27 protein-coding genes are annotated in these 25,485 nt (G+C 71.7%); 1 reads left to right on the plus strand and 26 read right to left on the minus strand.

From position 1 onward, the window contains the following. Positions 1-92: 92 nt before the first annotated feature. From ACFWGN_RS15045 to ACFWGN_RS15095, 11 genes are all read right to left on the minus strand, one after another. Positions 93-2,618 carry an ATP-binding protein gene (locus tag ACFWGN_RS15045; RefSeq protein ID WP_377617859.1) on the minus strand — a complete coding sequence of 842 codons (2,526 nt, stop codon included), beginning with the start codon at positions 2,616-2,618 and terminating at the stop codon, positions 93-95. A gap of 5 nt (positions 2,619-2,623) precedes the next feature. Then, positions 2,624-3,766, minus strand: coding sequence for a hypothetical protein (locus ACFWGN_RS15050; RefSeq protein WP_377617861.1), 1,143 nt, complete (start codon positions 3,764-3,766; stop codon positions 2,624-2,626). Continuing rightward, the gene (locus ACFWGN_RS15055; RefSeq protein WP_377617863.1) at positions 3,766-4,062 is read right to left on the minus strand and encodes a hypothetical protein; all 297 of its coding nucleotides are present in this window, start codon (positions 4,060-4,062) and stop codon (positions 3,766-3,768) included. Before ACFWGN_RS15055 ends, ACFWGN_RS15050 begins: the two co-directional genes overlap by 1 nt. A gap of 132 nt (positions 4,063-4,194) precedes the next feature. After that, complete coding sequence (locus tag ACFWGN_RS15060) at positions 4,195-4,863, minus strand: hypothetical protein (protein ID WP_377617864.1); 669 nt, start codon at positions 4,861-4,863, stop codon at positions 4,195-4,197. A 122-nt stretch (positions 4,864-4,985) separates the two neighbouring features. After that, on the minus strand, positions 4,986-5,465 hold the full coding sequence (locus ACFWGN_RS15065) for a hypothetical protein (protein ID WP_068624019.1): 480 nt from the start codon (positions 5,463-5,465) through the stop codon (positions 4,986-4,988). Between the two features lie 103 nt (positions 5,466-5,568). Next, positions 5,569-7,266, minus strand: a complete 1,698-nt coding sequence (locus ACFWGN_RS15070) for a RecB family exonuclease (RefSeq protein ID WP_377617866.1) — start codon at positions 7,264-7,266, stop codon at positions 5,569-5,571. A 119-nt stretch (positions 7,267-7,385) separates the two neighbouring features. Then, positions 7,386-8,021, minus strand: coding sequence for a hypothetical protein (locus ACFWGN_RS15075; RefSeq protein ID WP_377617868.1), 636 nt, complete (start codon positions 8,019-8,021; stop codon positions 7,386-7,388). 44 nt (positions 8,022-8,065) lie between these two features. Beyond that, the gene (locus ACFWGN_RS15080; RefSeq protein ID WP_377617870.1) at positions 8,066-8,806 is read right to left on the minus strand and encodes a hypothetical protein; all 741 of its coding nucleotides are present in this window, start codon (positions 8,804-8,806) and stop codon (positions 8,066-8,068) included. Between the two features lie 3 nt (positions 8,807-8,809). Beyond that, the gene (locus ACFWGN_RS15085) at positions 8,810-9,508 is read right to left on the minus strand and encodes a hypothetical protein (protein WP_377617872.1); all 699 of its coding nucleotides are present in this window, start codon (positions 9,506-9,508) and stop codon (positions 8,810-8,812) included. A 2-nt stretch (positions 9,509-9,510) separates the two neighbouring features. Then, entirely contained in the window at positions 9,511-10,230 is a 720-nt protein-coding gene (locus ACFWGN_RS15090) for a hypothetical protein (RefSeq protein WP_377617873.1), read from the minus strand. Positions 10,231-10,274: 44 nt separating this feature from the next. Beyond that, positions 10,275-10,442 (minus strand): hypothetical protein, encoded by a 168-nt coding sequence (locus ACFWGN_RS15095; protein ID WP_169834168.1) that lies wholly within the window; start codon positions 10,440-10,442, stop codon positions 10,275-10,277. A 150-nt stretch (positions 10,443-10,592) separates the two neighbouring features. Between ACFWGN_RS15095 and ACFWGN_RS15100 the strand changes: the two genes are divergently transcribed. Beyond that, on the plus strand, positions 10,593-11,270 hold the full coding sequence (locus ACFWGN_RS15100; RefSeq protein ID WP_068624032.1) for a hypothetical protein: 678 nt from the start codon (positions 10,593-10,595) through the stop codon (positions 11,268-11,270). A gap of 351 nt (positions 11,271-11,621) precedes the next feature. Here ACFWGN_RS15100 and ACFWGN_RS15105 read toward each other — a convergent pair whose 3' ends face one another. The 15 genes from ACFWGN_RS15105 to ACFWGN_RS15175 form a co-directional block, all read right to left on the minus strand. Next, positions 11,622-12,581, minus strand: coding sequence for an LPD29 domain-containing protein (locus ACFWGN_RS15105; RefSeq protein WP_377617875.1), 960 nt, complete (start codon positions 12,579-12,581; stop codon positions 11,622-11,624). Continuing rightward, positions 12,578-12,847: a hypothetical protein gene (locus ACFWGN_RS15110; RefSeq protein ID WP_377617877.1), complete on the minus strand. Its 270-nt coding sequence runs from the start codon at positions 12,845-12,847 to the stop codon at positions 12,578-12,580. The genes ACFWGN_RS15105 and ACFWGN_RS15110 overlap by 4 nt, the downstream gene beginning before the upstream one ends. Before the next feature lie 32 nt (positions 12,848-12,879). After that, complete coding sequence (locus ACFWGN_RS15115; protein WP_377617878.1) at positions 12,880-13,656, minus strand: hypothetical protein; 777 nt, start codon at positions 13,654-13,656, stop codon at positions 12,880-12,882. After that, positions 13,653-14,366, minus strand: a complete 714-nt coding sequence (locus ACFWGN_RS15120; RefSeq protein ID WP_377617880.1) for a hypothetical protein — start codon at positions 14,364-14,366, stop codon at positions 13,653-13,655. Before ACFWGN_RS15120 ends, ACFWGN_RS15115 begins: the two co-directional genes overlap by 4 nt. Then, positions 14,363-14,830, minus strand: coding sequence for a hypothetical protein (locus ACFWGN_RS15125; protein ID WP_191805987.1), 468 nt, complete (start codon positions 14,828-14,830; stop codon positions 14,363-14,365). Before ACFWGN_RS15125 ends, ACFWGN_RS15120 begins: the two co-directional genes overlap by 4 nt. A 54-nt stretch (positions 14,831-14,884) precedes the next feature. Next, positions 14,885-15,808: a hypothetical protein gene (locus ACFWGN_RS15130; RefSeq protein ID WP_377617881.1), complete on the minus strand. Its 924-nt coding sequence runs from the start codon at positions 15,806-15,808 to the stop codon at positions 14,885-14,887. Between the two features lie 47 nt (positions 15,809-15,855). Beyond that, positions 15,856-16,956 carry a DUF7007 domain-containing protein gene (locus tag ACFWGN_RS15135; protein WP_377617882.1) on the minus strand — a complete coding sequence of 367 codons (1,101 nt, stop codon included), beginning with the start codon at positions 16,954-16,956 and terminating at the stop codon, positions 15,856-15,858. Positions 16,957-16,992: 36 nt separating this feature from the next. Continuing rightward, positions 16,993-17,844, minus strand: coding sequence for a restriction endonuclease (locus ACFWGN_RS15140; protein WP_377617883.1), 852 nt, complete (start codon positions 17,842-17,844; stop codon positions 16,993-16,995). A gap of 45 nt (positions 17,845-17,889) precedes the next feature. Next, positions 17,890-18,510: a hypothetical protein gene (locus tag ACFWGN_RS15145; RefSeq protein ID WP_068624056.1), complete on the minus strand. Its 621-nt coding sequence runs from the start codon at positions 18,508-18,510 to the stop codon at positions 17,890-17,892. 32 nt (positions 18,511-18,542) lie between these two features. Then, a complete protein-coding gene (locus ACFWGN_RS15150; protein WP_377617884.1) occupies positions 18,543-19,250 on the minus strand; it encodes a hypothetical protein in 708 nt (235 codons plus the stop codon). Then, positions 19,247-19,633, minus strand: a complete 387-nt coding sequence (locus ACFWGN_RS15155) for a hypothetical protein (RefSeq protein ID WP_377617885.1) — start codon at positions 19,631-19,633, stop codon at positions 19,247-19,249. Before ACFWGN_RS15155 ends, ACFWGN_RS15150 begins: the two co-directional genes overlap by 4 nt. Positions 19,634-19,692: 59 nt before the next feature. Beyond that, entirely contained in the window at positions 19,693-20,361 is a 669-nt protein-coding gene (locus tag ACFWGN_RS15160; protein WP_068624062.1) for a hypothetical protein, read from the minus strand. A 50-nt stretch (positions 20,362-20,411) separates the two neighbouring features. Continuing rightward, a complete protein-coding gene (locus ACFWGN_RS15165) occupies positions 20,412-21,407 on the minus strand; it encodes a hypothetical protein (RefSeq protein WP_377617886.1) in 996 nt (331 codons plus the stop codon). Between the two features lie 23 nt (positions 21,408-21,430). Next, complete coding sequence (locus tag ACFWGN_RS15170) at positions 21,431-21,925, minus strand: WhiB family transcriptional regulator (RefSeq protein ID WP_377617888.1); 495 nt, start codon at positions 21,923-21,925, stop codon at positions 21,431-21,433. A gap of 128 nt (positions 21,926-22,053) precedes the next feature. Next, the gene (locus tag ACFWGN_RS15175; RefSeq protein WP_377617890.1) at positions 22,054-25,155 is read right to left on the minus strand and encodes a hypothetical protein; all 3,102 of its coding nucleotides are present in this window, start codon (positions 25,153-25,155) and stop codon (positions 22,054-22,056) included. Positions 25,156-25,485 lie beyond the last annotated feature (330 nt).

The raw sequence follows: 25,485 nt of genomic DNA on the forward strand, positions 1-25,485 counted from the left end.
CACCCGTGGGGCGGGGTTCAGGCAAACTCCCGGCCCGCAGGCCAGCTCGCACTGTGGCGCGCTGACCTGCGGGGATGCCGGTTCGGCGGGGGCTACGCGGCTGCGGCGGCAGCCTTGCGGGCCTGGGCTTCCAGGCGCCGGCGCACGTCCTCGGGGTTCGTCGAGGCGTCGCGCACGAAGGCGGGCGGCAGGGTGATCTCGACCGGGATCGCTCGCCCGGACAGGTCGCAGTACAGCCCGACGGTTCCGCGCAGCACCTGGCGGGTCGTCGGGTCGATCAGGGCGCGCATCGAGTTCCAGTTCGGCGCGGTGCCGTGCTCGGTCGTGGTCGCCGACATGGTCGCCTTGGCCGTGATCCGCCCCACCCGCTCGGGGGTGGCCTCGATCTTGAACAGGGCCAGGGCGGCGCGCGCCTCGTCCTCGTCCTCCATCGGCAGGATGAGCCCGCGCGAGATGTACCCGGCCAGCTTCGCCTTGAGGGCGTCGGAGGTGCGCTGGGTGAACAAGCACACCAGGACGTCCTGCTTTCGTGCGACACGGCCCAGGCGCTCGACCTCGGACCGGCCTGCGCCCAGGAACACCCAGGCCTCGTCGAGCAGGACCACCCCAGCCCGACCGGCCACCGCGGTGGCGGACCCGTAGACCATCATGCGCACCAGCGACAGGGCGATGCGCTGCTGCTGGGTCGGGGCCGCGGCGCCAGGCTCGGGCAGGTCCAGGTGGGCGTCGCCGACGCGGATGAGCGTGATGCCGTCCGCGACGCGCAGCCCGGGGCTGTCCGGGTTGAAGCCCACGCACGCCCGGAACATGGGCGAGGAGTTGATGAGGGCGAAGACCCGGTCGACCATCTCCGCCGGGGCGTGCCCGTGCTCCTTGGCCCAGGCCAGGGCCTGGCCGATGGTCTTGGCGCCCAGCGACGCACCGTAGGCCAGCGCGGCCGTCAGGGGCGTCTCGTAGTCCTCGCGCCGCGAGCCCCACGGGTTGATCGCCATCAGCATGGACGCGGCCATGTCGATGCCGACCTCGGGGCTGACCGCGAACCGCAGCGGGTCGAACACGCCGTCGGACTCGGCGAGGGAGTCCAGGGAGAACACCTGACCGCCCGCGGCGAGCACCGGACCGGACAGGTCCGAGTTCGGGGACGGGTCGATGTAGACCTGGGGGCTGCCCAGGCGCGACCACTGTTGGGTGAGCCACTGGGCGATCAGCGACTTGCCCGAGCCGGTAGCTCCGGGCACCAGCAGGAGCGGGGCCGCGTCGGCGCCCGAGGCGGCGGACGGCGAGACGTACGCGGGCTGGCCGTCGCGCTCGGTGAACCCGAGCAGGGCCCCGTCACGGTCCCCGACCTGGGAGAGGCTGGTCAGGCCCGCGGTGGCGACGCAGTCCATCGGCAGGTCGTGCACGCGCGGGTTGGACCGCACCGGGGAGCAGAGCATCATCTCGGTCATCGCGGCCTGCTGGCGGTAGAGCATCACCCCGAGGTCGGCCACGGTGTGCCGGGTCAGGGACTCGACGTCGGAGACGACCCCGTCCAGGGCCACCAGCACCGAGGCGTCGGTCAGGGTCGGGTACCCGCCGCCGGACTGGTAGCGAGCCTCGATCTCCTCGATCGCGGCCAGGCGCTCCTCGTGGTCGGCGCGGGTCATCTTCCCGGCCTCCATGCGCGTCTGAAGGTCGCTCGTGTTCTTCTTGCGCTGGCTGGTCAGCTCGGCGCCGGTGACCTTCGCTGGCTCCATCTTGCCGCGGATGGAGATGGCCTGGGCGCCCGCGAACATGAGTTGCTCGGCCCACAGCACGGACGGGTCGTCGGGGGTGCGGCCGGCGAAGTCGAACCCGGCCACGGACGTGAACGTGATCGCGTGCTCGCCCGGGATGAACGGCCACCCGTCGCAGTCCTCGGCCCCTGCCGCGTCGGCTGCCCGGACCGCGACGTCGTCGGAGAACACGTGCGAGTGCGAGGCGTGGTGCATCTGCACGACGTCCGCGGCCCCGCCCAGGGTGAACCAGGAGTTCGCCAGGCGCATCTCGGTGTCGGAGGCGGTGACGAGCCCGGCGCGCTGCATCAACGAGCTGATCTTCTCGGTGTCGCGGTCGTAGTCCTCGATCGGGGTGCCGACCCCGGAGGTGAACGTGTCGATGACCGAGTTGAGCGCCGACCCGGCCTTGCCCCACACGCCGGACGCCCCCGAGCTGACCAGGGACGGGATGAGCTGGACGCCCACGAGGGTCACGCGCCGCTGCTGAAGGGTCGCCGGGTAGGACGTGGTCAGGAAGTTCTCCAGACCACCGGGCAGGGGCCGGTACCGCACGGGGATGTTCACGGTCAGGATGTGCACGTTGCGGTACGCCGACTTCGAGGTCCTTCGGCCACCGACGCGGGCGGGGGTGATCCCGGCGAGCTCGTTGGCCAGTGCGAGCAGCGTGCCCGCCCCGCTGAGCATGTCCGCGGTCGTCTTGGCTTCGGCGATGGCCATGGTCGGCACGGCCCGGTACAGCCAGACCGTGTTGTCGGTCCCCACGCACCGTCCGTTGACGTCGCGCGAGCGCATCGTGGTGGGCCAGGCGGGTTCGGTGGGGCGCAGCATCCCCTTGCCGAGGCTCTTGTCGGTCTTGGCCATGTCGCTCAGTCCCCCGTGCCGTCGTCGGTCGTGTTCTCGGGTGTCGCGTCCTTCTCGGACGCCTTGTCGGTCTCGCCCTCGGGCGCGGCGTCCTCACCGGTGCTGGTCCCCTGGGGGTCATCGGCGCCGGCGCGGGTGGCTTCGAGGGCCTCGACGTCGATCGTGCGGCCGATGACTGCGTTCGAGAACGGCGCCAGCGTCGGCCCCAGGCCCGCAGCGCCCCACGCGACGATCTTCGGGGAGGCGGTGTTGGCCCCGTGCACGACCAGGTCGTAGGTGATGGGGGTCGGTGAGGGCTGCTCCTGCCCGTCGTCGGTGACCTGACTGGTCCACACGACGTCGAGCTCGACCCGCACGACGATCTGCTCGGGGGTCAGGTTCAGGTCGGCGACCTCGGAGAGGGCCGCGGCCTCCACGGTGCGTGCCTTGCCGGAGTCGGCGCCCAGCAGGGGCATGTAGAAGTTCTCGGCGGGGTCGCCGGTGACCAGTCGCAGCTGGGCCGGGTCAGCGCCGGTGAACGCGGTCGCCCACGCCGTGACGGCGTCCTCGACGGACTTCGGTGCGGTCACCGTCGTCAGGCCCGGCCACAGGCTCACGCCCGACCACTCGGCCGACGAGGCGGAGGGTGCGATCGGTGTCAGGGAGGGCAGCCCCACGACGGTTGCCCCGAGCTCGGGGTTGAACGCGACCTGCACGCCGGTGCTGAAGAGCTGGCCGTCGCCGCCCACCAGGGTGAAGGTGTTGACCTCCATCTTGTAGGCGACCGTCGTGGTGTCCGTGGCGTCCAGCGCCGGGACCGTCACCGGCTTGGCGCCGTCCCACGACAAGATGGTGGCGCCTGGCAGCGGGGCCGGGTCGGACCCGAGCCATGCGAGCAGCGCCTCCTGCGCGGTGGCGCGCCCGTCGGTGGTCGCGACTGCCGCGACCGGTCCGGCATCCTCGGCGGCGTTGCCTTGCAGCACGATCGAGGCCATCACGACCGGGATGAGCAGCGGCCAGACGATGACCATCATGCGTGCGCGCTTGCGCCGCTTGGCCAGGGTCAGGGCGTCAGCCATGCCCGCGCGCGGGACCTCGGCAGCGTCGCCCCACAGGTCCTGACCGGCGGAGGCCTTGGAGCGCTTTCGCGTCCTGGTGTTGCTCGCCATCAGATGCCTTCCCTCGTCTCGCTCGGTGCCGCAGGTGTTCCTGCGGGCGGTGCCTCGTTGGTGGGTGCTGCCGGGCGCGGCGCCGCCGGGTGGGACGGCGCCGCGTCGAGCAGGTCGAGCAGGTCGGTGCTGCTCGTGCGTGAAGCCATGGCGTGCGAGGCGGCTTGGGCCACCGTCGCGTCCAGGTCGCAGACCAGCAGTTCGAGCACGTCGTGGGGCACGTGCTCGCCTTCGGTCGCGAGCTGGGCACGGACCTGCCCCGAGGGGTGGCGGGCCAGGGCCAGGTTGCATTCCATGCACCGGAACTGGCCGCGCTCGACCTTGTGGCGGCACAACGTCCAGCACTTGCGGCAGGTGCCGGGGGCATGGTTGTCGTGCCCGGGGCCTGCGTCAGGCCGGGGCTTCCACGACGAGCAGCGGGTCACGGGTCAGGCCGCCGTCCTGCGGGCCATGTCGGCCACCAGGCTCAGGCGCTCGCGCTGGGTGTCGCTGATGGACTGGGCTGCCTTGGCCAGGGCCAGTGCGGCCTTGGAGTCCGAGGCGGGCATCGCCACGGACAGCACGCCCAGCGACTCGGCCAGGGCCCACATGGCGCGGACCCGGGACTTGTCCATGGACAGCACGGCGATGCCAGCCTCCATGGGGTCCGCGTCGGCCACGGAGAGCAGGTCGCCCACGGGCGCGGCTGCGGTGCGGGCGGTGGTGAAGATCGCGACGGTCATCTCGGTCGGGTCGGTCGTGGTGCCCAGCAGGACGGCCAGTGGTGCACGGTCGTCCTCGTCGGCGGCTGCGAGGGCGAGGGCCTTGGCCGCTACCCGGCGCAGCAGGCCGCGGCTGACGGTACGGCCGGCTCCCGCCGCTCGGCGTCGTGCGCCCGTTGCTGTGGTGCCGGTCGCCGGGTCCTCGTCGCCCGGCTCGTCGTCGCCGTCGTCCTCAGCCTCGTCGGGATCGGTCTCGTCGGTCTCGTCAGCGTCGTCCCCGTCGTCGGTCTCGAACGGTGCGTTGGTCGCCCCGTACCCGTAGGCGCCCGCGGCGGGCTGGGTCGCCTCGTCGTCGACGACGTCGGGGAGGTCGGACTGGGGGGTGTCGAAAGCCATGGTTGCTCTCCTGGGTAGGTCCGGTACGGCTACCTGGTACCTATGCGAAGAACCGGGCACCAGGTGCACGACGAGCGCCCCGCCGCGGTGATCTGCGGGCGGGGCGCTGTTCGTGCGGTGGGCTACGCGGCAGCCTTGGTCTCCCCGCGGTCCTCCACGTGGCGCAGGACCCGGGCCTTGTTGCCGTTGGCCATGGTCTCGACCTCGACCCACACCACGACGTCGTGACCGACGAGCGTGCGGATCTGCTTGGCCATCGCCAGGCCGATCGGGTTGTCGGTGCGCTCGGTGCGGACCGTCTCGGTGCCGTCGTCCGAACGCTCGGTGCCGGTGTGCAGGGTGACGAGCCCTCGCTTGGACGACTCCTCCTTGACGATCGAGACGACCGAGGCCGTGAAGATCTTGGTGTTCTCCCCCGCGACCTGCTCGACGGCCTTGACGACGGGGTGGCGGTCGTTGCCGATGACGGCGGCGAACTTCGCGGCCAGCGCGGCCTGGCGCGCCTCCCACTGAGGTCCGGTCTCGTCCTCACGCTGGGGGCCAGCTGCGGTCAGTGCGGCAATGACCACCTGGGTACGGGTGGCGTTCTCGATTCCTGCCATGGCGGTTCTCCTTCGGGTGGTGATGGGTTGGCGGCGGAGGAAGTTGCGCTCCCCCCGCCGCCAGGACTCTTGGCCTGCCGGTGACGGGGAGAGAGTCAGTGGGTCAGGCGATGCGCCGGACGGTGGCGGGCGTCGCGACGGGCGTGGTCTTCTCGGCGAGGACCATGACGTCGTCGGCGCTGGGGCCGTTGTTGAACAGGTTCAGCGCGACGGTCGCGATGGACACGCAGCGGCGGGTCGCGACGGTCGACCACTGGTTCCAGTCGTCGCTGCTCGCGCCGAACGGGATGGGGACGGTCGCGATCACGGTGCGCAGCGCGCCGCGCATGCGGGTGTTCGCGCCGGACTGCCAGTCGCGGTCGCCGTCGGTGACGGTGGACTGGGCCTCGGAGATGACGCGGGCGAACAGGGAGGCCAGCGCGCCGACCGTGGCGGGACTGACCGGCTGCCCGGCGTCGTGCAGGGCCTCGACCGCGAGCTCGGTGGTGCCGAAGACCGCGGTGGCCGCGTAGGAGTTCAGGGACAGGTGACCGTCGACGACGGACCCCTCCCAAGGCTTGGCCTCGCGCCAGGGCTGGGTGGACATGGTCTCTCCTTCGTCGTGATCGTCATCGGGCTGTGCGGTGCGACCTGCGTCGCTCTCACCCATGTCGTGGGTCGGGTCGGGGGCAATGTCCCCGGCGCCGGGGCTGGTGGGGGCGAAGGCCGCGGCGGCTGCGACGACCTCCGGTGCGACGGCGAAGTCCTGAGGGTCCGGGGGAACCTCGTCGTACAGGTCGGCCGGCGGCTCGTCGTAGGGGTCCGGGGCGTACTCCGGGGCGCTCGTCGAGCCGTACCCGCCACCGGTAGCACCGGTCGCGATGCTCGTGCTCGTCATGGGGCGCAGGGTCGGGATGCCGAGGTCGACCTCGGAGGGGGCGTTGCCGACCCGGTCCACCTTGCCTTCGGCGCGAGCCACGGGGCAGGCGTTGACCAGCGGGCACCACCCGCACAGCGGCGAGGTGCGGGTCGGGAACGAAGCCTGGTCGACGTAGGTGCGCAGGTCGGTCCACGCCTGGGAGAACTTCGCCAGCGTCGGCTTCATGTACTTCGGGCCCAGCGGCACGCGCACCGCCTGACGGTGGGTGACGTACAGGACCTTGGCTTCCAGCGGCAGGACGCCGTCCTTGATGCGCACGGCCTCGGCGTAGATCCGCAGCTGGTCGCCGTGGTCGTCGCGACCGTACGCACCGGCCTTCTTGGCCTTGCCGAACTTGTAGTCCACGACGCGGGAGCCGACCTTGTTGCGGGCCTCGATCTCCTCCTGGCGGTCGATGAACCCCATGGCGGGCACGCCTGCGACCTCGACGCCGTCGAACTTGCGCTCGGTGTAGAGGGTCTGGACCTCGGCGGGGTCCTCCATCTCGAAGATGCCGCCGTAGCGGTGGGACACCTCCTCGCACCAGCGGTGGTAGGTCACCGGGTCGGACATGACCTCGGGGTAGGTCTCGGTCAGCTCACGGGCCAGGCCGAGCATGATCGAGGTGGCCGTGCGCCGGTCGCGGCGCTTGGGGCCGAGCTGGTAGAGGCGTTCCAGGATCGTGTGCGCGGCGGTGCCGAGCGACGACGGGGAGAACAGGTCCACGCCTTCGGGCATCGACTTGTCCGCGACGAACCGTGCCGGGCATCCGGCCATGGCCTGCGACGTCGAGACGGACAGGTACGGACGGTCGACACGAGCCATCACGTCGTCGGACGTGATGTTCAGTCGGTTGCCGTCCCAGGCCAGCCCGGTCGCGGCGGGGCGAGGAGGTCGGAGCATCTGGTGGTCCTTGGGCGTGGGGGTCGGTTCGTCTGACACCCCGGGACGTGGGTCGCTCGTCAAGGAAGGTCCCGGTTCGCCTGTCATACCTGTACCTATGCGCCCCGCCGGGGCCCGGCTCAGGCCTGGGAGTCGAGCAGTTCCCGCAGCTCGGAGACCATCGGGACCTCGTAGCCGGCCGCGTCTGAACGCTCGGGGTAGGCCATGGCCTGGCCTCGGTAGGCAGGGTCGGTGACCCGTGCGGTGGCCGAGGGGTGGTGGGGCGTAACGCCGGGGGTCAGGGCTCGCTCGTCGTCGCAGGCCATCAGCCAGCGCTGGGCGGAGCGGAAGACGTCCGTCTCGGCTTCGCTGATCTGGGCCTCGCCGTCGGCCATGCTCAGGCGTCCGCGGCGTTCGATCGCGGCCTCCAGCTGGCCGCGCGAGTGTGCGACCAGGTCGGCGGCTCCCTCACGGTTCGGCGGGGCGGTGCGCCACGCTTCGCGGCAGGTGCAGTACGACTCGACGCGCTCGCGCCGGGTCTGACGGTCGTCGGTGATGCTCAGGACCGGCAGGAGGCGTTCGATGTCGTCGGACTCCAGGGCGTACGTCATGCCAGCCGGCACACCCACCGCTGCGGCTTCCTCGACGTACTGGGCCTTGACCGGGTCGATGTCAGCGGTCAGGGCGCTGAGCCCGCCGGCCACCTCGTCGACGGGCTTGGTCGCGAACCTGCCCGTGGTCTCGCGCGGGTGCAGGGCTTCGTCGTGGGTGCTCATGCCTGTTCGTTGACGGGGCCGGTGGGTACCGGCCCCGTCGTGGCTCACGTGTGGAGCAGGTTCGCCGTCTCGACCTTCATGCAGTCGGGGCACTCCTCATCGCGCGGGGAGTCCTTCATCTCCCCGCACTCTGGGCAGGTTCTGGCATCCACGCACGAGCCGCACATCCCGTCGTAGCCCTCGTTGTCGTTCAGCTCGTGCCCGCACTCCTGGCACAGTTCGGACCGGTCGCCGTCGTCGTGCGTGCTCGCGGCCGGGAAGTCGGGGGCCGCAGTGATGAGGTCAGCGACCCGGCTCGCCGCCGCGGAGTCCTCGGGTGACGGAGGTCCGTGCCACGGCCTGGACCATCCGAGGTCGGCGGCGGGCAGAACCGTCACGTCGTCCCCGTCGTAGTCCTCGACGTCCTCACCGAAGGCGTCCGCGGCCTCACCCCAGTCGTCGAGCCACTTGTCGCTGTCGTGGATGCCCGCAGCGTCGATGACGCGCCCGTCGGGCGCCTGCACCCCGGCGTGGACCCACCCGAGCCCACCGCCCGGCCCGTCGCAGACCAGCACGACCGGCCACCCGGTGCGCGAGTGGAGCTCGTTGGCCAGGACGTCGCACCCCGAGAGCGTGAACGCCTCGACGTCCGCGTCGGTGACCCCAGGCCAGGTCGAGTCCTCCTCGCCACCCGCGGTGGGCAGGGCACTGGTGCCACCGGGCGGGTCCGAGACGGCCTTGGGTGCGAACTTCCCGTCGGTGGCGCGGACGTGCTGGTGCTCGTCGAACATGGTGTCGTGGGCCATGGCTCAGTCCTGGTCGGGAAGCTGGGGACCGACGAAGCCGGTCGCGTCGCCCACGCGCGCGCCCTCGGGGAGCGTGACGTCGGTGTCGTCGACGTGGGCGATGAGCTCGTCGTTGCGGCGCCACTGGCGGAACCCGAAGCCCTGCCGGTTGTCGACGGCGGGACCGTCCTCGCGGTGCAGCTCGCCGTGTCGCGACCACCAGGTGTTGCCGTGCCTGTCGGTGCTGGCGGGCCCGCCCTCGCGGTGCAGCTTCCCGTCGAGGTACCAGGCTTCTCCCCCGCCGGTGCGCTCGATCGCGGGGCCGTTCTCGCGGTGCAGCTCGCCCGCCTTGTGCCACTCCCTCGCGCCCGCACGCACGCCACTGACGAACACCCGCGAGGGGACGTCGTCGACGCTGTCCAGGCGCCCCTGGGCATCGCTGGTCTCGGTCCGGTCGGCGTAGGTGCGGGTCGTGCGGCCGTTCGGGTGGCGCGTCTCGACGCAGGAGGCGGTGCGGACCTGGCTGGCGGGACCCACACCGTTCGGGGCGAGGTCGCTCATGTCGACCGGGGCCGGGCGGCTGCCGATGTCGACGGCGGGGGCTGCGGCCGGCGAGGTCAGGGCGCCCATCCCGGCTGCGGCTTCAACCACCGGCTTGGTCGCGAACTTCCCGTCGGTGGCGCGGCGGAACTGCGACTCGTCGAACGTGGTCGTGGTGCTCATGCTCATGCCTCCTGGGCGGTGGTGGTGCGGGCCTCGGGGCCGACGAAGCCGGTCGCGTTGCCGGGCGAGGTCCCCTGGGGGTGGCGGCGGGTCGGGGGCCAGTCCACGATCTCGATCTCGAAGTTCGCGCGCGTCCAGGAGCCGCCCTCCAGTCGCAGGACGGGCAGGTGGCCGGTGAACGGGTTGGGGGCTTCGATGGTCGCGACGTACGGGCCACCGGAGATGTCGTTGACCATGGCCTGGTAGCCGACGAGGTCCGCGGCACGCACGTCGTCGGTGCGCAGGTCCACGGTGCGCACGGGGGTCGGCGGGGGCACGTCCTTGCCGTCGACGACCCAGCTTCGCGAGCCGTCCGGGGTGGAGAGCGCCGGTCCGTCGATACGGTGCCCGCTGCCGTCCTTCATCCAGCGGTACCCGCCGTTGGGGTACTCGATCGCGGGGCCGTTCTCGCGGTGCAGCTCGCCGTGGCGTCGCCACTCGCGGGTGCCGTCGGACCACTCGACGGCGGGCAGGTCATCGACCGAGTGGTCCTTGCCGTCGTCGTCCAGGTAGGAGGTGCGGGTCATGCCGTCGATGTCCTGGACCCGGACCTCGCGCGTGTCGGGGCCGGTGGTGGCGCTGAGTGCGTCGAGCCCGCCGGAGGCCTCCGCTACGGGCTTGGCCGCGAACTTCCCGTCGGTGGCCCGCGGGTGCTCGCTGTCGTCGAACGTCTGGGTGCTCATACCCGCTCGTTGACGGGCCCACGCGACAGCGGTCATGGCCTACGTCAGTGCGAGGGGCCGCGGGAGATCTTCACGGCCACCGCGACGGTGATCGTGGCGACCACGAGCCAGGGCACCAGGACCGCACCGGTGAGCATCAGGTCGGGCCGCAGGCACACCATCACGAGCAGGGCGAGCGCGGCGGCGAAGCAGATCAGCATCAGCTTCTGCATCGGAGGTCTCCTGTCTTGAGGTCGGTCAGGTGCCCTGTGCGTGGGTCACCGGCCGAGCAAGATCCCCGGGCCGTGCTCGCATAGGTGCGTGCATGACCCGTGCCCATGCGAGCCGACGTGCCTGCGGGCCCACCGACGAGGTGGGCTGAGGTGTTCAAGTTCTACGGCGCCAAGCGCCGCCTGGCCCCGGGCTACCCACCCCCGGAGCACCGGGTGCTCGTGGAGCCTTTCGCGGGTGCCGGCGGGTACGCGGTGCACCACCGGCTCGCCCTGGACCGGGTCATCCTGCTGGAGAAGGACGAGCGGATCGTCGAGGTCTGGGACCGTCTGCTCACCTCCACGCGCGCGCAGATCGAGGCCGAGCTCGCACCGCCGGTCGGCTCGACGTGCACGGACTTCCTGGTGGCGTTGGCTGCCGGGCGCACCACCCGCGACACCCCTCGCGCGTTCAAGGTCACCCAGCGCATGGCGGCGCGGTTCGAGCCGATGATGCGTCACGTAGCCGCAGTCGTCGACGAGTGCCGTCACTTCGAGGTGGTGCACGGGGACTACACGCTGGCCCCTGACGTGGAGGCGACGTGGTTCGTGGACCCGCCCTACCAGCCGGTGGGCCCTGGGCGCCCGGACCGCACGCGCGGCGGGCGCTACCTGCACTCGGCGATGGACGTCGACTACGACGAGCTCGCGCGGTGGGTTCGGGCCCGGCGCGGTCAGGTCATCGCGTGCGACCAGCAGGGCGCGACGTGGCTCGACTGGAATGCCGAGCTCGCAGCGCTGGACGCGTCGAGCCGGTCCTACGGCGAGGTCTTCTGGCATCGGGCGGCGTGATGACCGTTACGCTTCGGCCCGTGACCGACCCCAGGAAGATCGACCGCGTCATCGTGCTCGTCCACCCCGCCGACGGCCCTCTCGATGACGACGAGCGCGAGCTGTGGACCGCCGCCATCAGCAGGTACGAGCGCTTCGCACAGGTGCGCGCGAGGTGGTACCCCGACATCGAGTTCAAGGTTCTCCCGGTTCATTCGGACGAGCTAGTGAAGACCCTCAGCGCGCTCGCACCCGACGACCGCACTGTGGTCGTCATCGACCAGCACGGCGGGTACTGGGGGTCGGACCGCTACTCGATGGGCAATGTCGACGGGGCACGACGCTCCACCTTGGCCGCTCGCCGGCGCCCGTTCAAGGCTGCCGCCGTCCTCGTCGGCGCCTGCTACGGCGCAACCGAAGACGGAAGGGGGCACCTCGGGCAGTTCTTCGACCCCGGGACGCCGCTGTTCGGTTCGACCGACACGACCGACATACGGCATGTGCGGTTGATCGTCGGGGTGATCGAGAACCTTCTCGACGGGCATGGCCCGAGCGAGGCCCTGACGCTTGGCACGGGACCACTGGTCGGTCGACGGACGCCTGAACGAGGACACGGTGAAGACCGCCATCCCGTGGATGGCTACGGCCACGACCTGAGCGGAGTGGGACGGCGTCGAGGTGCAGGCCGGCGACGCCCGATGGGACGACCCGGACGCGGTTGTTGGTCAGGCGCGGAGGCAGGAACTCCCCGAGGTGCTTCTCCAGCTTGTGGACGTCCTGGTCAGACATGGGCTCGGACCAGCTGTAGCCGCCGTCGTAGTCCGAGCGCGCCCCGGTGCGCGGCTCGATGCGCTGGTACCCGGAGATCTCGGCCTCGTCGAACATGGAGTCGAGGTACGCCTGCCCCTTGGGGCCGATGTTGCGCTGGTGCAGGACCCCGCACAGGCCGTACCGCACGGGGGCGTCCTCGTTGACCGGGTGGTACGAGTCGTCCATGCCGTCGAACTGCTTGTTGCAGTAGGCGCCGGTCATGGCGGTCACCGGCGTGGCCCGGGGGCCGTCGTTCCAGTCGACGTGCACCCAGCCGTACCCGGTGCCGCGGCTCATCTTCACCGAGAACGGGTGGTCGAACTTCGCGCGCAGGTCGTGGCGCATGGCCGCGGCGGACTCCTTGACCCCGACCTGGGTCTGGGTCCCGCCGGCGGTCGGGGCTCCTTGCGTGCTCACCGAGAGGGCGTCCATGCCGGCGAAGGCCTCGTCGACGGTCTTGGCGGTCCACTTCCCCGACCGGGACCGGGGGTGGGCGGACTCGTTGAAGGTGGGGGTGCTCATCGCGGCTCTCCTGAGGTGCCGGACCCGTAGGCGGCGAGGTCGTCCAGCTCGGCGCTGGGGTCGAAGCGAGCGTCGTAGAACGTCTCGCCCTCGTACTCGTCCCAGGCGGCGTCCATCTGCGCCTGGACGTCGGGGGTCGTGGACTCGGCGAGCGTCGGTGCGCTCAGCGCGTCGAACCCGCCTGCGGCGTCCTGGACTGGCTTCGTGGCGAACTGCCCGGAGGTTGCCCGCGGGTGCGCCTGCTCGTCGAACCGTGTCGTTCCCATGCCCTGTTGTTGACGGGCATGGGAACGAGCGGTCACGCGCGTCGTGCGGTGTCCGCGGCTCGCATGTCGCGGGCGGTGGACTCGGCGACGTCGAGGTAGCGGTGCAGGACCGCCTGGCCCCGCTCGGCGTCGTTGGGGTCGATCGCCCCCAGGGCGGCGTTCACCCTGTTGGTGCGCTGGCGGGCGCTGATGCTGCCGAGCTGGTCGTCGGAGTAGGTGGCGAACAGCTCGCGGCGCTCGCCATGGAACCGGCGCACCGTGACCGCTCGCCCGACCAGCGGCAGGGACGAGCGGGTCAGGCCCCACTCGTCGTCGACCTCCACGCTGTTGGGCAAGTACTTGGTCGCACCGAACTCCTCGCCGACGGTCTGGGTGGCGACGCGCTGGGCGACGGCGCTGATGGCGTTCTCGCGGGCGCTACGGATCGTCGCACCCAGGTCGTCCTGGTCCCCGTCTCCCCCGGCTGGCCGGGCACCCTGCACGCTCGTGTCCACGACCTGGCACCCGCCGCGTGCGGACCGCACCGCGTACGTGACGTCGTTCTCGACGAGCCGGGCCAGCACGCAGTGCTCGTCGTCGCGGTCCACCTTCAGCTGCACGGGCCCGAGCCCGGTCGAGTGCTCCAGCCACTGCACGAGGGCGCCGGTCCCGGGGCCGGTGGTGCCCGAGACCTCGACCACGGTCAGCGGCAGGTCGGCCGGTCGCGCGGCAGGCAGCAGGGCGCCGAACCCGCCGTCGGCCTCGTCGACGTCCTTGGTCGCGAACCTCCCGTCGCCGGCGCGCGGGTGAGCCTGCTCGTCGTAGCTCACGACTTGCTCCCCGCCACCATCCCGAGCGCGGACTCGTCGCGCCCGACCTCGGCCGCACGGGAGACCAGGTCGTCGAAGTCGACGCCGGAGCGCTGCGCCCAGTGGTAGAGGTCGGTCACCATGTCGCGGGCGGCGGTCTCGTCGCTCAGGTCCATGTCGTCGTGCATCACCCGGTAGTCGTTGATGACGGACTGACCCCGGTCCGCGGTCGCGAGCCCTCCCTGCCTGCCCTTGAGCGCCGCGTCCAGGTCGAAGCGGTAGGAGTACCCCTCGCGCCGCGTGCCGCTGGTCGTGATGTAGTCCGGCTCGCTCCCGTGGTCGGGCTCGGACAGACCTGCCCCTGCGACCGCGTCTTCGACGGTGTACCGCGGGTTCTCGTTCACGTCGTACAGGGTGTTCCCCTGGCTGTCGTGGACGCTGGCGAGGTGCAGCGTGTAGCACTCGGGCTGGTCGCAGTTCTCGTCGAGGGTCAGGTAGGCGGCTTCGGGAACGTCCGCACGCACCTGGGCTGCCAGGTCGCGGGCGACGATCCCCTCGCGCCGCCGGTCGGCACGCGAGATCAGGTGCCCGAGCTCGCCCACCCGGTCGCTCTCGGAGCGCCACGACTCGGGGGCCAGGGCCGTGAGCCCGCCGGAGGCTTCGGTCACCTCCTTGGTCGCGAACTTCCCGTCGGTGGCCCGGGGGTGCTGGCTGTCGTCGTACGTGGTCATGAGGTCTGGCCCTTCTCGTCGGAATCGCTCGCGGGGTGCATGTCGTCGTAGGCCTCGATGGCCCACAGGATGTTCGCGTTCCCGACCTCGCGCGCCGCCTCGACGGCGTCCTCGCGGGTGGCTTCGCGGAAGCCGAGCTGGGGGTGGTCCATGTACCAGGTCTCCCCGCCGCGGGCGTTGCGTCCCACGACGGTCTTGCCGTGCACCATCCAGGTCTCGGCGCCGTCCTCGTGCTCGACGGCGGGGCCGTTGGTCCGGTGCAGGGTTCCGTCCTTGGTGACCCACTCGGTGAAGCCGTAGACGCTCTGACGCGGCGCGGAGAACTGGCGACGGGTCAGGGCGTCTACGCCCGAGGGCGTCGAGGCGCCGAGCGCGCTCAGGCCACCCGAGGCCTCGTCGACCGGCTTGGTGGTGAACTTCCCGTCGTTCGCCCGGGGGTGCTCTGCGCTCGTGAACGTGTCCATACCCAGGTGTTGACGGGCAGGGGCCTGGTCCGGCGCCTGCCCGTCAGGCCCAGCTCAGTCTCGGGTCAGGGCCACCACGCGCACGGCGCCGTTGGTGCCCACGAAGCAGGTCTGGACGAGGATCTGGCCGTTGAGGCCGAAGGCGAGGTCCTTGTCGTCGCCCGCGTGCAGGTTGCGCGAGTCGGTCACGACCCACGCCTGACCGTCGATCTGCACCCGGTCGCCCATGGAGAGCTTGAGGATGGGGCTGCCGCCGCAGTGGCGGTGGATCGGGTAGTACGGCTTGCCCTCGATGTCCTCGAACCACCGGGTCAGGCCACCAGCGCACCTGTCCAGAACCGACTGGTCGCCGGAGTTGGACACCGATGTCTTCCACGCGAAGGACTGGCCTGCGGACGCGGCGGGGGCCGGGGCGTTCGTGGTCGCGGGGGCCTTCTTCTGGGTCGTGGCCGTCTTGGCGCGCTTGGCTTCGGCCGCTCGCACGCGCTCAGCCTCCGCGGCCTCGGCAGCGATCCGGTCCTGCTCGGCCTGCCAGGTGGCCTGCGAGTCGGTCACGGCCTGCGCGACGAGGGTCAGGTCGTCCAGCGCGAGGGCGACGTCCTCGATCAGGACGCCGCGGTCGATCTGGTCGCTGCGCTCCTGGACGACGGGGATGGCCGCAGCCAGGGCGTCACGGGTCGCAGGGTCAGCGTTCGGGCTGGTGTCGAGGGCGGTCTGCGCGGCGGTGATCGCCTGGTTCGCGCGGGCCAGGACGTCCTGGACCCGCTGGTCGTGGATCGAGCGGGAGGCCTGCGCCTGGGCGGCGACCTGCTGCTCGGTGATCCACGCCTGCTCGGCGGCAGAGACCTGCGCCCACTGGGCTGCTCGCGCGGTGGCGGCGGCGTGCTCAGCCTGGGCATTGGCGGTCCCGGCCACCAACCACGCGCTGGAGACGGCAAGGGCCAAGGTGAACGCGGCGACCGTTCGCATCTTCTTCATGCCCGCCAGTGGGGCGGGGCCGGGAAAACGGCCCAGCCCCGCCGGTCTCACTGCTCGTCCGGAGCCTCGGACGCCTCCCACAGCGCCTTGGGGACGGCGAAGGTCGCACGGCTCGCGTCACCCTCGAACTCCTGGGACTCCAGGTAGTACTGGGTGCGGCCGGCGTCGCTGGTGTGCGTCCCCTTGCCGGTGATCTTGCCGGCCTTGATGAGGACGTCGAGGTTGGTCACGGCCCCGCTCTTGAGCCGCCACGGCTTGGTCAGCGCCTTGCGGGCCAGCTTCGAGGAGGCCACCTTCTCCGAGTCCAGCCCCGAGTACCCGCGGGCGGGGACCTTGACCACGGGCGGCGGGGTGATGTCCTGATGCTGGGCCGGGTCGACGACGACCTGATAGTGCCCCTCGCTCATGCCGCGCTCGTACTCGTCGGCTGGCATCAGGAACTTGCGCTGGTCCTGGCCCCACGCGCCGGGGTCGTACCCCTGCCCGCCGAGCCTGGTCGTGACCTCCACCATGCCGGGGTGCTCGACGGACGTCCTCGCCGAGACCGTGACGTGGTCCTCGGCGTGCTCGGCGAGCCAGAGCGCACGGTCACGCACCGTGGACTGCCCGGGGGCGATCTCGTGCTTGGTCGCCTTCTCGTACTGGTCGGGCATCCACTCGCGCACCCGTCCCCAGGAGTGCTCGCGCACGTGGTCGGGGTCGGACCACGCGGAGGACGGGCCGTTGGCGGCGGCGAAGGCCCGCGGGAAGGTCCCGGTGGGGACGTACGCCTCGCAGTCTTCCTCGTACCAACCGGAGGCGTTGCGCAGCGCGGGCGCGATCTGCCTGTTCCGCAGCTCGCTGAGCTTGACCCCGCCGTGGCCTGGCGTGGAGACCCGGATGATGCCGGGCGCGACGGGCGTCACCCAGTCGATCTCCCCCCAGGGGCTGCGCGACCCGAGCCCGACGTCCAGGCCCCTCGACCAGGCCTCCTCGCTCGTCGTGTCGGAGTCCTCGTCGAAGGCCATGTGTGCGTGGTCCTGGTCGAGGGGTGCGGGGGCGGCGCCGAGGGCGCTGAGTCCCCCGGCCGCTTCCCCGACGTCCTTGGTCGCGAACTTCCCGTCGGTGGCGCGCGGGTGCTGGTGCTCGTCGAACATCTGGGTGCTCATGCCTGTTCGTTGACGGGCCCCCGCGCGGGTGGCCGTTCAGGCCGAGGTCAGCCCCCGCAGCCGTTGCACGAGCGCGTCGAGCTCGGCCGTGTGCTGAAGCAGTTCGGGGATGTTCTTCTTGTCCGGCATCGCGGAGAGCGTCGTGAGGACCTCCAGGACGCGCCGGCTGAGCCGTCCGACCTCCCCCTGCTCCCTGGGAGTGAGCTGTGGCCCGACCGAGCGGCAGTGCTCCATCACGACGAGGGCGTCGTCGATGACGGCCTGGCAGTAGCGCTGGACGTCCTGGACGAACGCCAAAGCTGCTGGGCTCGCCGGCGCAAGAGTCAGGGGGAAGACCCCGCCGCGCACGAGGGCGTGGGCGGTCTCCGAGATGGGGGTGACCTCACCGTCGACCGAATACTGGAACAGCGCTACGAGCATCGAGTCGGCGACGGTCAGGGCGGCCCGCGTGAATCCGGACAGGGCGTAGACCAGCGTCCACCGGGACGCGTGACCCACCCCGTGCGCCTGCTGCACGACAGGGCTGCCGACCGCGGAGGCGTAGTGCTTGACCTGCCCTGCCCCGCCCGTCGCGATGACGTCGATCCCACCGTCAGGACCCGACGGGGTCACGCGCGCGTCTGAGAACCCGAGCAGGCGCATGTGCTCGGCAGCGAACCGTTCCGCGGCCTTCCAGTCCGTCGGCCGCTCCAGACCGCTCGTGTTGCGCCGCGGGTTCGACTTGATCGTGGCCGGCGGCTTCCCGGACGGGGACTCGACCCCGCCGGGCGCGTACCTGCCGCAGAGGACGTCGCACGCCATCAGGTCGTGCGGACCGTTGCACCGCCAGCCGAGCTCGTGCTGCTTCTCGCCGTGGCCGCACTTCTCGCAGTGCTCGCTGTCGCTCATGAGGAGGATCGTGGCACACGCCACCCGCGCGCACCGACCGTCGTCTCAGCCGACGCGGTCGACGATCGAGGCGGTGTCCTCGTCCATGCCGTACAGGTGCACCGAGACCGACTCGCGCTTGCCGGTCGCGTAGTCCACGGTCCGCGACCCGTCAGGGTCCGAGGCCCACTCGGCGCCCGAGGCGGAGAACCGGGCACCGGTGCGCTCGATCAGGGACACGACCTCGTCCTGGTCGTCGGGGAAGTCGAGCTCGATCACGACGTCCGTGTCGAGCATGGACAGGTGCTCGCCCGACTCGCACTCGTCGGCCAGCTCGACGTCGTCCCCGTGGTCGCCGGGGCTGCACGGGGTGAAGGACTCGCGGACGGTGGCCAGGGCGGGGATGCCCAGGTCGGCCAGCGCGGCGAGCTCGCTGCCGTCGTGCGCGGCCTCGGCGTGCATGTAGACGAGGTTGCGCGCGGTCATGTCGCGGGCGGCAGGGCTGAGCCGGCCGTCGGCGATGGCACGCTCGATCGCGTCGGTGCGCGCTTCGGCCAGCGGTCCGGCGGGCTCGGGGGCGAGGTTGAGCGCGCTCAGTCCACCAGGAGCCTCGCTCACGTCCTTGGTCGCGAACTTGCCGTCTGTGGCGCGCGGGTGGGCCTGGTCGTCGAACGTCTGGGTGCTCATGCCTGTTCGTTGACGGGCGCCGGAGCGGGCGGTCAGCGACCGTCGCTGCTGGCGGGGGTGTCGTTGAGCAGGGCTGTGAGGTCGATCCCGCGCGCGGACGCCCACTGGTTCAGGTCGCCGAGCATCTCGCGCGCCACCTCCTGGTCGTCCTTGTCGAGGTCGGTGTGCTCGGTCCGGTACCCGTCGACCATGGCTTCGGCCCGGGCGGTGGCAGCGACGCCGGCGTCCACGGGCTCGGGGGCTGCCAGGGCCGCGTCGAGGTCGACCATGAAGATGCCGCGGCGTCGGTCGGCGTCGACGGCCGATGCGTTGGCCTCCACCAGGTGCGGCTCGACGCCGCAGAGCAGGTCGGACACCTCTTCGTCCTGGCTGAGCTCGACGCTGTAGTCGGTCAGCGACAGGCGGTCGGCGTCTGCGAGGTCCGCGACCCACAGGACGTCGTCGGCGCTGTCGGAGACTTCGAGCTGGACGAACTTCGCCTCGGGGTGGTCCATGCGCACGGCGGCGGCGACGCCGCGCAGGCGTAGCGCCGTCAGCGTCATGGTGTCCCCGGGCCCGCCGGGCGATTCGAGTCGCGCCTGGACCCGGCGCGAGCACGAGCCGAGGATCTCGGTGAGGTCGTCGGCCGGGGCGGGGGCCAGCGCCACCATCCCGCCGGCTGCCTCGGCCACGTCCTTGGTCGCGAACTTGCCGTCTGTGGCGCGCGGGTGGGCCTGGTCGTCGAACGTCTGGGTGCTCATGCCTGTTCGTTGACGGGCGCAGCCTCAGGCGGCGGGGCCACGTGGGCGACCTGGGTGACGAGCTCGGCCAGATGGTGGGCCGGGGGTGCGATCGGGTCGAGGATCTTCCAGCCGCGTCCTCCCCCGGCAGGCCATGCGCTGGCGCCGGTGACGGTCAGGTCGACGATGAACGTGCCCCAACCGCACTGGACCTGGGAGCGCAGGCCGTCGTGTTCCAGGTGGGCCACGAACGTGACGGCGACCGGTGCAGGCAGGTGGCTGGCCGCTTCGACGAGCGCCTCGAAGCGCGGGTCGGTGGACCGGGAAGTCACCTTGACCTCCCCCGGCCCGGCGTCGGGGTCCCAGGAGGACAGCCCCCTGCTCTTGGCTCGTGTCGCGCTCATGCCCGGTACCTATGCGCAGGTGCCTGGGTCACCCTGGCGCCTGCGCATGGATCGGCAGGTCAGGACGTGGGGCCGACGCATGCCCCGACGGCGCCCGGGTAGCCGACGGAGTCGAACCGGTCGGCGGTGGACAGCGCGGCAGCGGCGTGCGCGGGCTCGCCGTGGACCGCGCCCCAGAACGCGTCCGGGTCGGTCAGGTAGACGTTGTCCCACATGGCCTGCTCGCGGCGGTGCGCGGCTGCGGTGACGTCCAGGTCGGCGTGCACGACGTCGGTCATCGCGGCGGCGAGGTCGGTGTCGCTGGCCCCCTGCTCGCGCGACTCCTCCAGGCGTCCCCAGGCTCGGTCGTACCCCTGGCGGGCGAGGTGGTGGACGTCGATCGCGGAGCGCAGGATGCGCGAGCTCTTGTCGATGGTCAGCGGCTCGTCGTCGGTCGTCGCGCGGAAGTCGAGGTGCTCGTAGCAGGCCTGGCGGGCGATGGCCGGGTGCTGGGAGGCCGGTGCGAGGGCGGTGCGCTCGGCGATCTCGTCGCTCACGGCGGCAGCCTCGGCGTCGTCCAGGCGTGCCATGATCCCGGACCCGATGCCGTGGCTGCGCAGCACGAACCGTGCCGGTGCGATCGAGGCCGGGCCCAAGGTGGCCATGCCGCCGGGGGCTTCGGCCACCGGCTTGGTCGCGAACTTGCCCGTGGTCTCGCGCGGGTGCAGGGACTCGTCGTGGGTGCTCATGTCCGTTCGTTGACGGGGCCGGTGGGGTCCGGTCAACGAACGGGCTCGGGTCAGCGGGTGAAGGTCGCTGCGGCGTAGAGCATCCCCGCGGAGGTCGCGACGGACACGTCCACCTGGGTCAGGTTCGGGGCCAGGATCTGCGCGGCCGAGGTCGGGTCCCTGGTCCACTGCCCCACCAGGGCGTCGACGCTGCGCGCGCACCCGGCCAAGGCCTGACCGGGCACGACCCACAGCCCACCGGCGGTGGCCATGTCCGTGGCGGACCCGGCGGTGGCCGCGGTGTGCCCGACCTGGACGGCGGGCAGCCCGGCCCCACGGCGTGCGGTGTTGATCGCCTCGGCGATGGTGCCGTTGCCGAAGTCGACGACCTCACCGCTGGGGTTCTTCAGGCAGACCGTGGGCGGGTTGGCGATGTTCTGGGCGCGCTGGTCCGCGACGGCCTGGTCGGTCGCCGCCTGCTTCGCCTTGACCTGCTCGGCGTCGTGGTTGGCCTGCCACGCGACCTGGGAGGCGGTGACCTGCTCGACGGACGTGGCGAGCTCGGCACGTGCCCCGGCGAGGTCAGCGACCGTGACCCCTTCGCCGAGATCCGCCAAGATCTCGACCTTGCGCAGCGCCGTCTTGGCCTGGGCAAGGACCTGCGTGTCGGCGTTGGGCGCATCAGCGATGGCGGAGGTGGCGGCGGCGATCTCGTCGAACGTGACCCCGCGCATCTGCTCCAGCGTCGTGCCAGGGTCCGCGGTCTCCGGGGTCTCGGGCGTGCCGGCCTCGGGCGGGGCCAAGGGTGGTGCCTCGACGATCGGTGCGGTGCTCGGGGTGGCCGCGGCGCTCGGGCGGGGCCCGGGCTCGTCCTTCGCGTCGGAGCCCGGGCCGAACGTCAGCCACGCCAGGACCAGGGCCGTGATCGCCACCACGCCCACCCCGACCCCGAGCAGGATCAGCGGGACGCGCGATCGGGGCGGCTTGGTGGCCTGCTGCTCGGCGTCCGCCCCGGCCTCGGCCAGGACGTCGTGCATGTACGCGTCGTGGTGGCGTTCACTGCTCATGTCGGGTCGGTCCCATCGTCTGGTCAGGACGCGCTGGCGATGGTCACGAGCGCGTCGAGCATGGTGGGCGCCGTGCTCGCGAGTGCGGAGCCGGTGCGGGTCGGGGTGGTGGAGCTGGCGAGCTCCAGGTCGGCGGACGTCACCGCGGGCACCGCCGGGAGGGGGTCCACCGCAGCAGCAGCAGCGTCGGCCGCGGCTCGGGCTTCCTTCAGCTCGGCCCGGGTCGGGCCCTCGCGGTAGGTGCGCGAGCGCACGATCCGCCCGTCCTCCAGGGAGCACCCACCCCACACGCCCGCCGGCTCCCGGCGTCGCAGCGCCTCGGTCAGGCACGCGTCGCGCACGGGGCACGGCACGCACAGCGCCTTGGCCTCACGCTCTGTCTGGGCGTCCATCGGGAACCACATGGCCGGGGCGGACTCCTGACACGGCAGGCGGAACATGTCCGGGTTGGAAGAGCTGCGTTGGACGTCGCGGACGGCTTCGAGGAAGGCGTCCTGGTCCATGCTGCGCCGAGCCATTTTCGGTGTCCTTCCGCCTCGCGTGCTCGCCCCACGGTGGGGTGCTGGTACCTATGCGGAGGTTCTCCCCGTAGGTCGTGCCGACCGGCCCGCCGACCGGTCGCTCACGCGGGCCGGTCGGCGGGGTTCTAGGCGTTCACGGGCTCCTCGGAGACGGTGTCCGCGAGGCTGTCGGGGACGTGCGTGCCGTCGCCGAGCTCGTCGGCGTGGTCGTCGTCCGAGGTGCGCAGCGGACCACCGTTGAGCAGCACCGACAGCGGCACCGGGACCCCGCGCACGTCGACCCCGGCGATCGTGGTTCGCGACTGGTAGCCGCCACCGATCAGGGTGCGCACCGGGGAGAGCAGACCCTCGTCGCGGGCTGCGGACCAGGCGCCGGCCGAGGTCGTGCCCGAGGGCAGCAGGTCACGGTAGTGGCGTGCAGCCTCGGTGAACGAGGTCCGCGGGTCGAGCATGACGACGTCTTCGCCCGACCGGGGCCGGACCAGGGTTCCCACGCACACGCCCTGGGGTCGCAGGACGTCCCCGCCCATCGACCAGCCCAGGCTCCGGTTCGCGGAGGAGTACGGCTCCTCGCGCAGCGGCGGGGACATCGGGTCCAGGCCTGCGATGTGGGCCCGGCCCGAGGCGAGCAGCCGCGAGACCGCCTGGATGGCAGCGGCGCCCGGGGAGGACTCCGCACGGTCCGAGTGGGCTTCCATCATCAGGTCGATCATGTCGGACTTGAGCATCTCCAGGACGCCCTTCATGCCCAGGACTCTTGCCTCGGAGGCAGCGTCGCCCATGACCGACAGGCCCAGGGACAGGTCGGCGAGCAGCGCGGCGTGCCGCGAGGCTGCACCCTGGTCGGCGCCGCGGGACAGCAGTTCGGCCTTGATCGTTTCGGTGTGGGAGTTGAGCTGCGCCTCGTAGTACTTGCGGACGTTGTCCCAGCCGAGCTCGGCTGACTGGCTGGCCAGGTGCTGAAGGACGTAGCCCACGACTCGCGCCGGCGCTCCGTCCACGTCACGCAGACGCACCAGCTCGTCGGTCGCGTCCATCGGACCCAGCGCCCCGCGGTGCAGGCTCAGGGTCACCAGGCGGTCACGCACCGAGGACACCGTGTGCTGGTTCTCGGCGGTGATGACCAGCAGCGCGTGCGGGTCCGCGACGTGGCGGCTGGTCATGTCGGCGGTCATGCGTCGCTTGGACGTGCCGTTGTGGATCGAGCGGATCAGGTCACCCATGCGACCTGCCTCCATGTCGGCGGTGCGCTGGTCGGCGGAGGGCGCGAGGTCGTCCATCACCCAGATCGGGGTGCGGGCTACCGCGTGCTCGGTCGAGGCCATGGTGTCCTTGGCTGCGCCGGGCAGTCGGTTCTCCGACCAGATCCCCGGGCGCGGCTGCCACCCGGCCATCACGAACGAGGCGGTGAACGACTTGCCGCCGCCTCGGGCGCCGGTGATGTAGAGCGAGACCTGGGTGCGCAGCGGGATGCACGGGCGGATCATCGCAGCCAGGATGACCGCGGCCACTCCCTTGGACGTCCAGGCGCCGTTGGTGATGTACGCGGCGTAGACCGCGCGGAAGTCCGCCTGCACCTGGGCTGCACGAGCCTCGGGGCTCAGGTCACGGCTGGGGAACTGGACGCCGAAGCGCGAGGCCCCGGACAGGACCGACTCGTTGACGCCGATGCTCGCCGCCTCGGAGGTGGGGCCGTCCGGACCCACGACCTGCTCGCCGACGATGAAGACCGGGCTCGCCCCCTGAACCGGCACCCAGCCCATGCGGGCCCACGAGGTGCGCTCGACGGTCTCGGCGGCGCGGTGCTCTTTGACGGCCGTCAGCCAGTCCTCGCCCTTGCGGGCGGGCCAGTCGGGGCGACGCTTGACCGGTGCGGGCACGTGCGCCCCACGCCGGGTCCACTCGCGCGGGACCAGTTCGAGGATGTCGTCCGGGCCCGAGGCGACGGCGGTGTGCACCGCGCCGGAGTCCTCGTCCTTCCACGAGAGCTCGACCAGGGCACGCGAGAGGCCGACACCTTCGACGGGCGGGTCGAAGACCCCGGAGATCATCTCGGAGTCGGTGGGGGTGCGCTCGGTCTCGACCATCAGGACGCGCCCGGCGACCCGGCAGCGGGTCTCCCAGTGCGCGCCGGACTTGCCGCCGTAGTCGTTGGTGTCCTGGACGCACTCCTCGACGGTGTGCGCCTCGTCGTTCACGCGCCACTGCCCGACCTGAAGTTCCAGGGGCTTGGGCGGGCGCGGGGGCAGGCGGTCCTTGAGCAGATCGAGGGCGTCGGCCCACGTCTTGCCCATCGCGAGGAAGTCGTCGATGCCGACCTTCTCGCCGTCGTCGGTGGCCTGGGTCGAGAGGTCGAGCAGGTGCACGTGCGCGGACTTCTTCGGTCCGGAGAGCAGGTCCCACAGGCTGTCGGCCTGACCCCAGACCTGCCACTTGTCCCCGACGTCGCCGTCGAAGCACACCAGGGAGTCGCGACCGCGCAGGTCCAGCGCCGCCCACTCGGGGTTGTTGTGCCAGTTGCCGACGCCAACGACCGCCACGACGAGCACCTGGTCCTCGTCCTGGATCTGGCTCATGAGTTCGTTCAGGCGTGCTCGCGCCGTGGTCGTGGAGCCGTCCTCGGGCCAGGTGAGTTCCTCGGGGCTGATGCCGGTTTCGAGGAGCATCGCGGTCAGGACCGAGTCGGCCTTGAGCAGGCCCTCGATGAACGCGACCTTGGGGGTGCCGGTCATCCACTCGTTCGGGACGCCGGGGTGCACGTCCAGGACGGTCTGGGACCCGGTCAGCTGCTCGTACTTGCGCACGTTGCCGGACTTGGGGTCGGTCCGGGCCACGGCGGGGCGGGCCTGGTAGGCGCTGACGTAGCCCTGGGCGTGGGAGGTCAGGGAGTGCCACGGCATGACTAGCGCGTCGCCGGTGGCGGCAAGGTCGCCGAGCTGCTTGGCCTGGGTGCTGCGCAGGTCGGCGCCCATCGTGTCGCGGACGTACTCGCGCACGTCGGCGGGGGTGACGCTGGCGTAGCCACGGGCTGCCGCGACCAGGGGTGCCACCGCGGAGGAGGCGAGCTTGTCCGCACCGGAGCCGGTGATGCCGGTGACGATCTCGACCGTGCCGGTGCTGGTCGCTGCCCCTGCCGTGCTCGCGCCGGTCTGGGTCAGGTCGTCCATCTCGGTGCGGGCGCAGTAGTCCCCGCCGGTCCAGTGGGGCTCGATCGCGGTAGCAGTCATGCCTGGACCTATGCGCAGACCTCGCGACCGGCTCACGTGGGCGCGTGGGTGTGTGCTCGCGGGTGCGCGTGGGTGCTCGCGGGTGGGTGCCTGGGTGCTCGCGGGTGGGTGCCTGGGTGCGTGGGCGCGGTCCCGCTCGACCGGGGCCGTGGGCGCGGTCCCGCTCGACCGGGGCCGTGGACCCGAATCTGGGAGCTCGGGAGGCCGATCGGGGCAGCTCCGGCGACACGGAACAGCGTTTGCGCAGGTCAGGGCAGGTTTCGGGGCCGTGGCTCCCGGGCTCACTCCTGCGACTCCGGGCACAATCACGGCCTCGGATCGGTGTTTGTG

The sequence above is a fragment of the Oerskovia sp. NPDC060338 genome, from assembly GCF_042726295.1.
Lineage (GTDB): Bacteria > Actinomycetota > Actinomycetes > Actinomycetales > Cellulomonadaceae > Oerskovia > Oerskovia merdavium.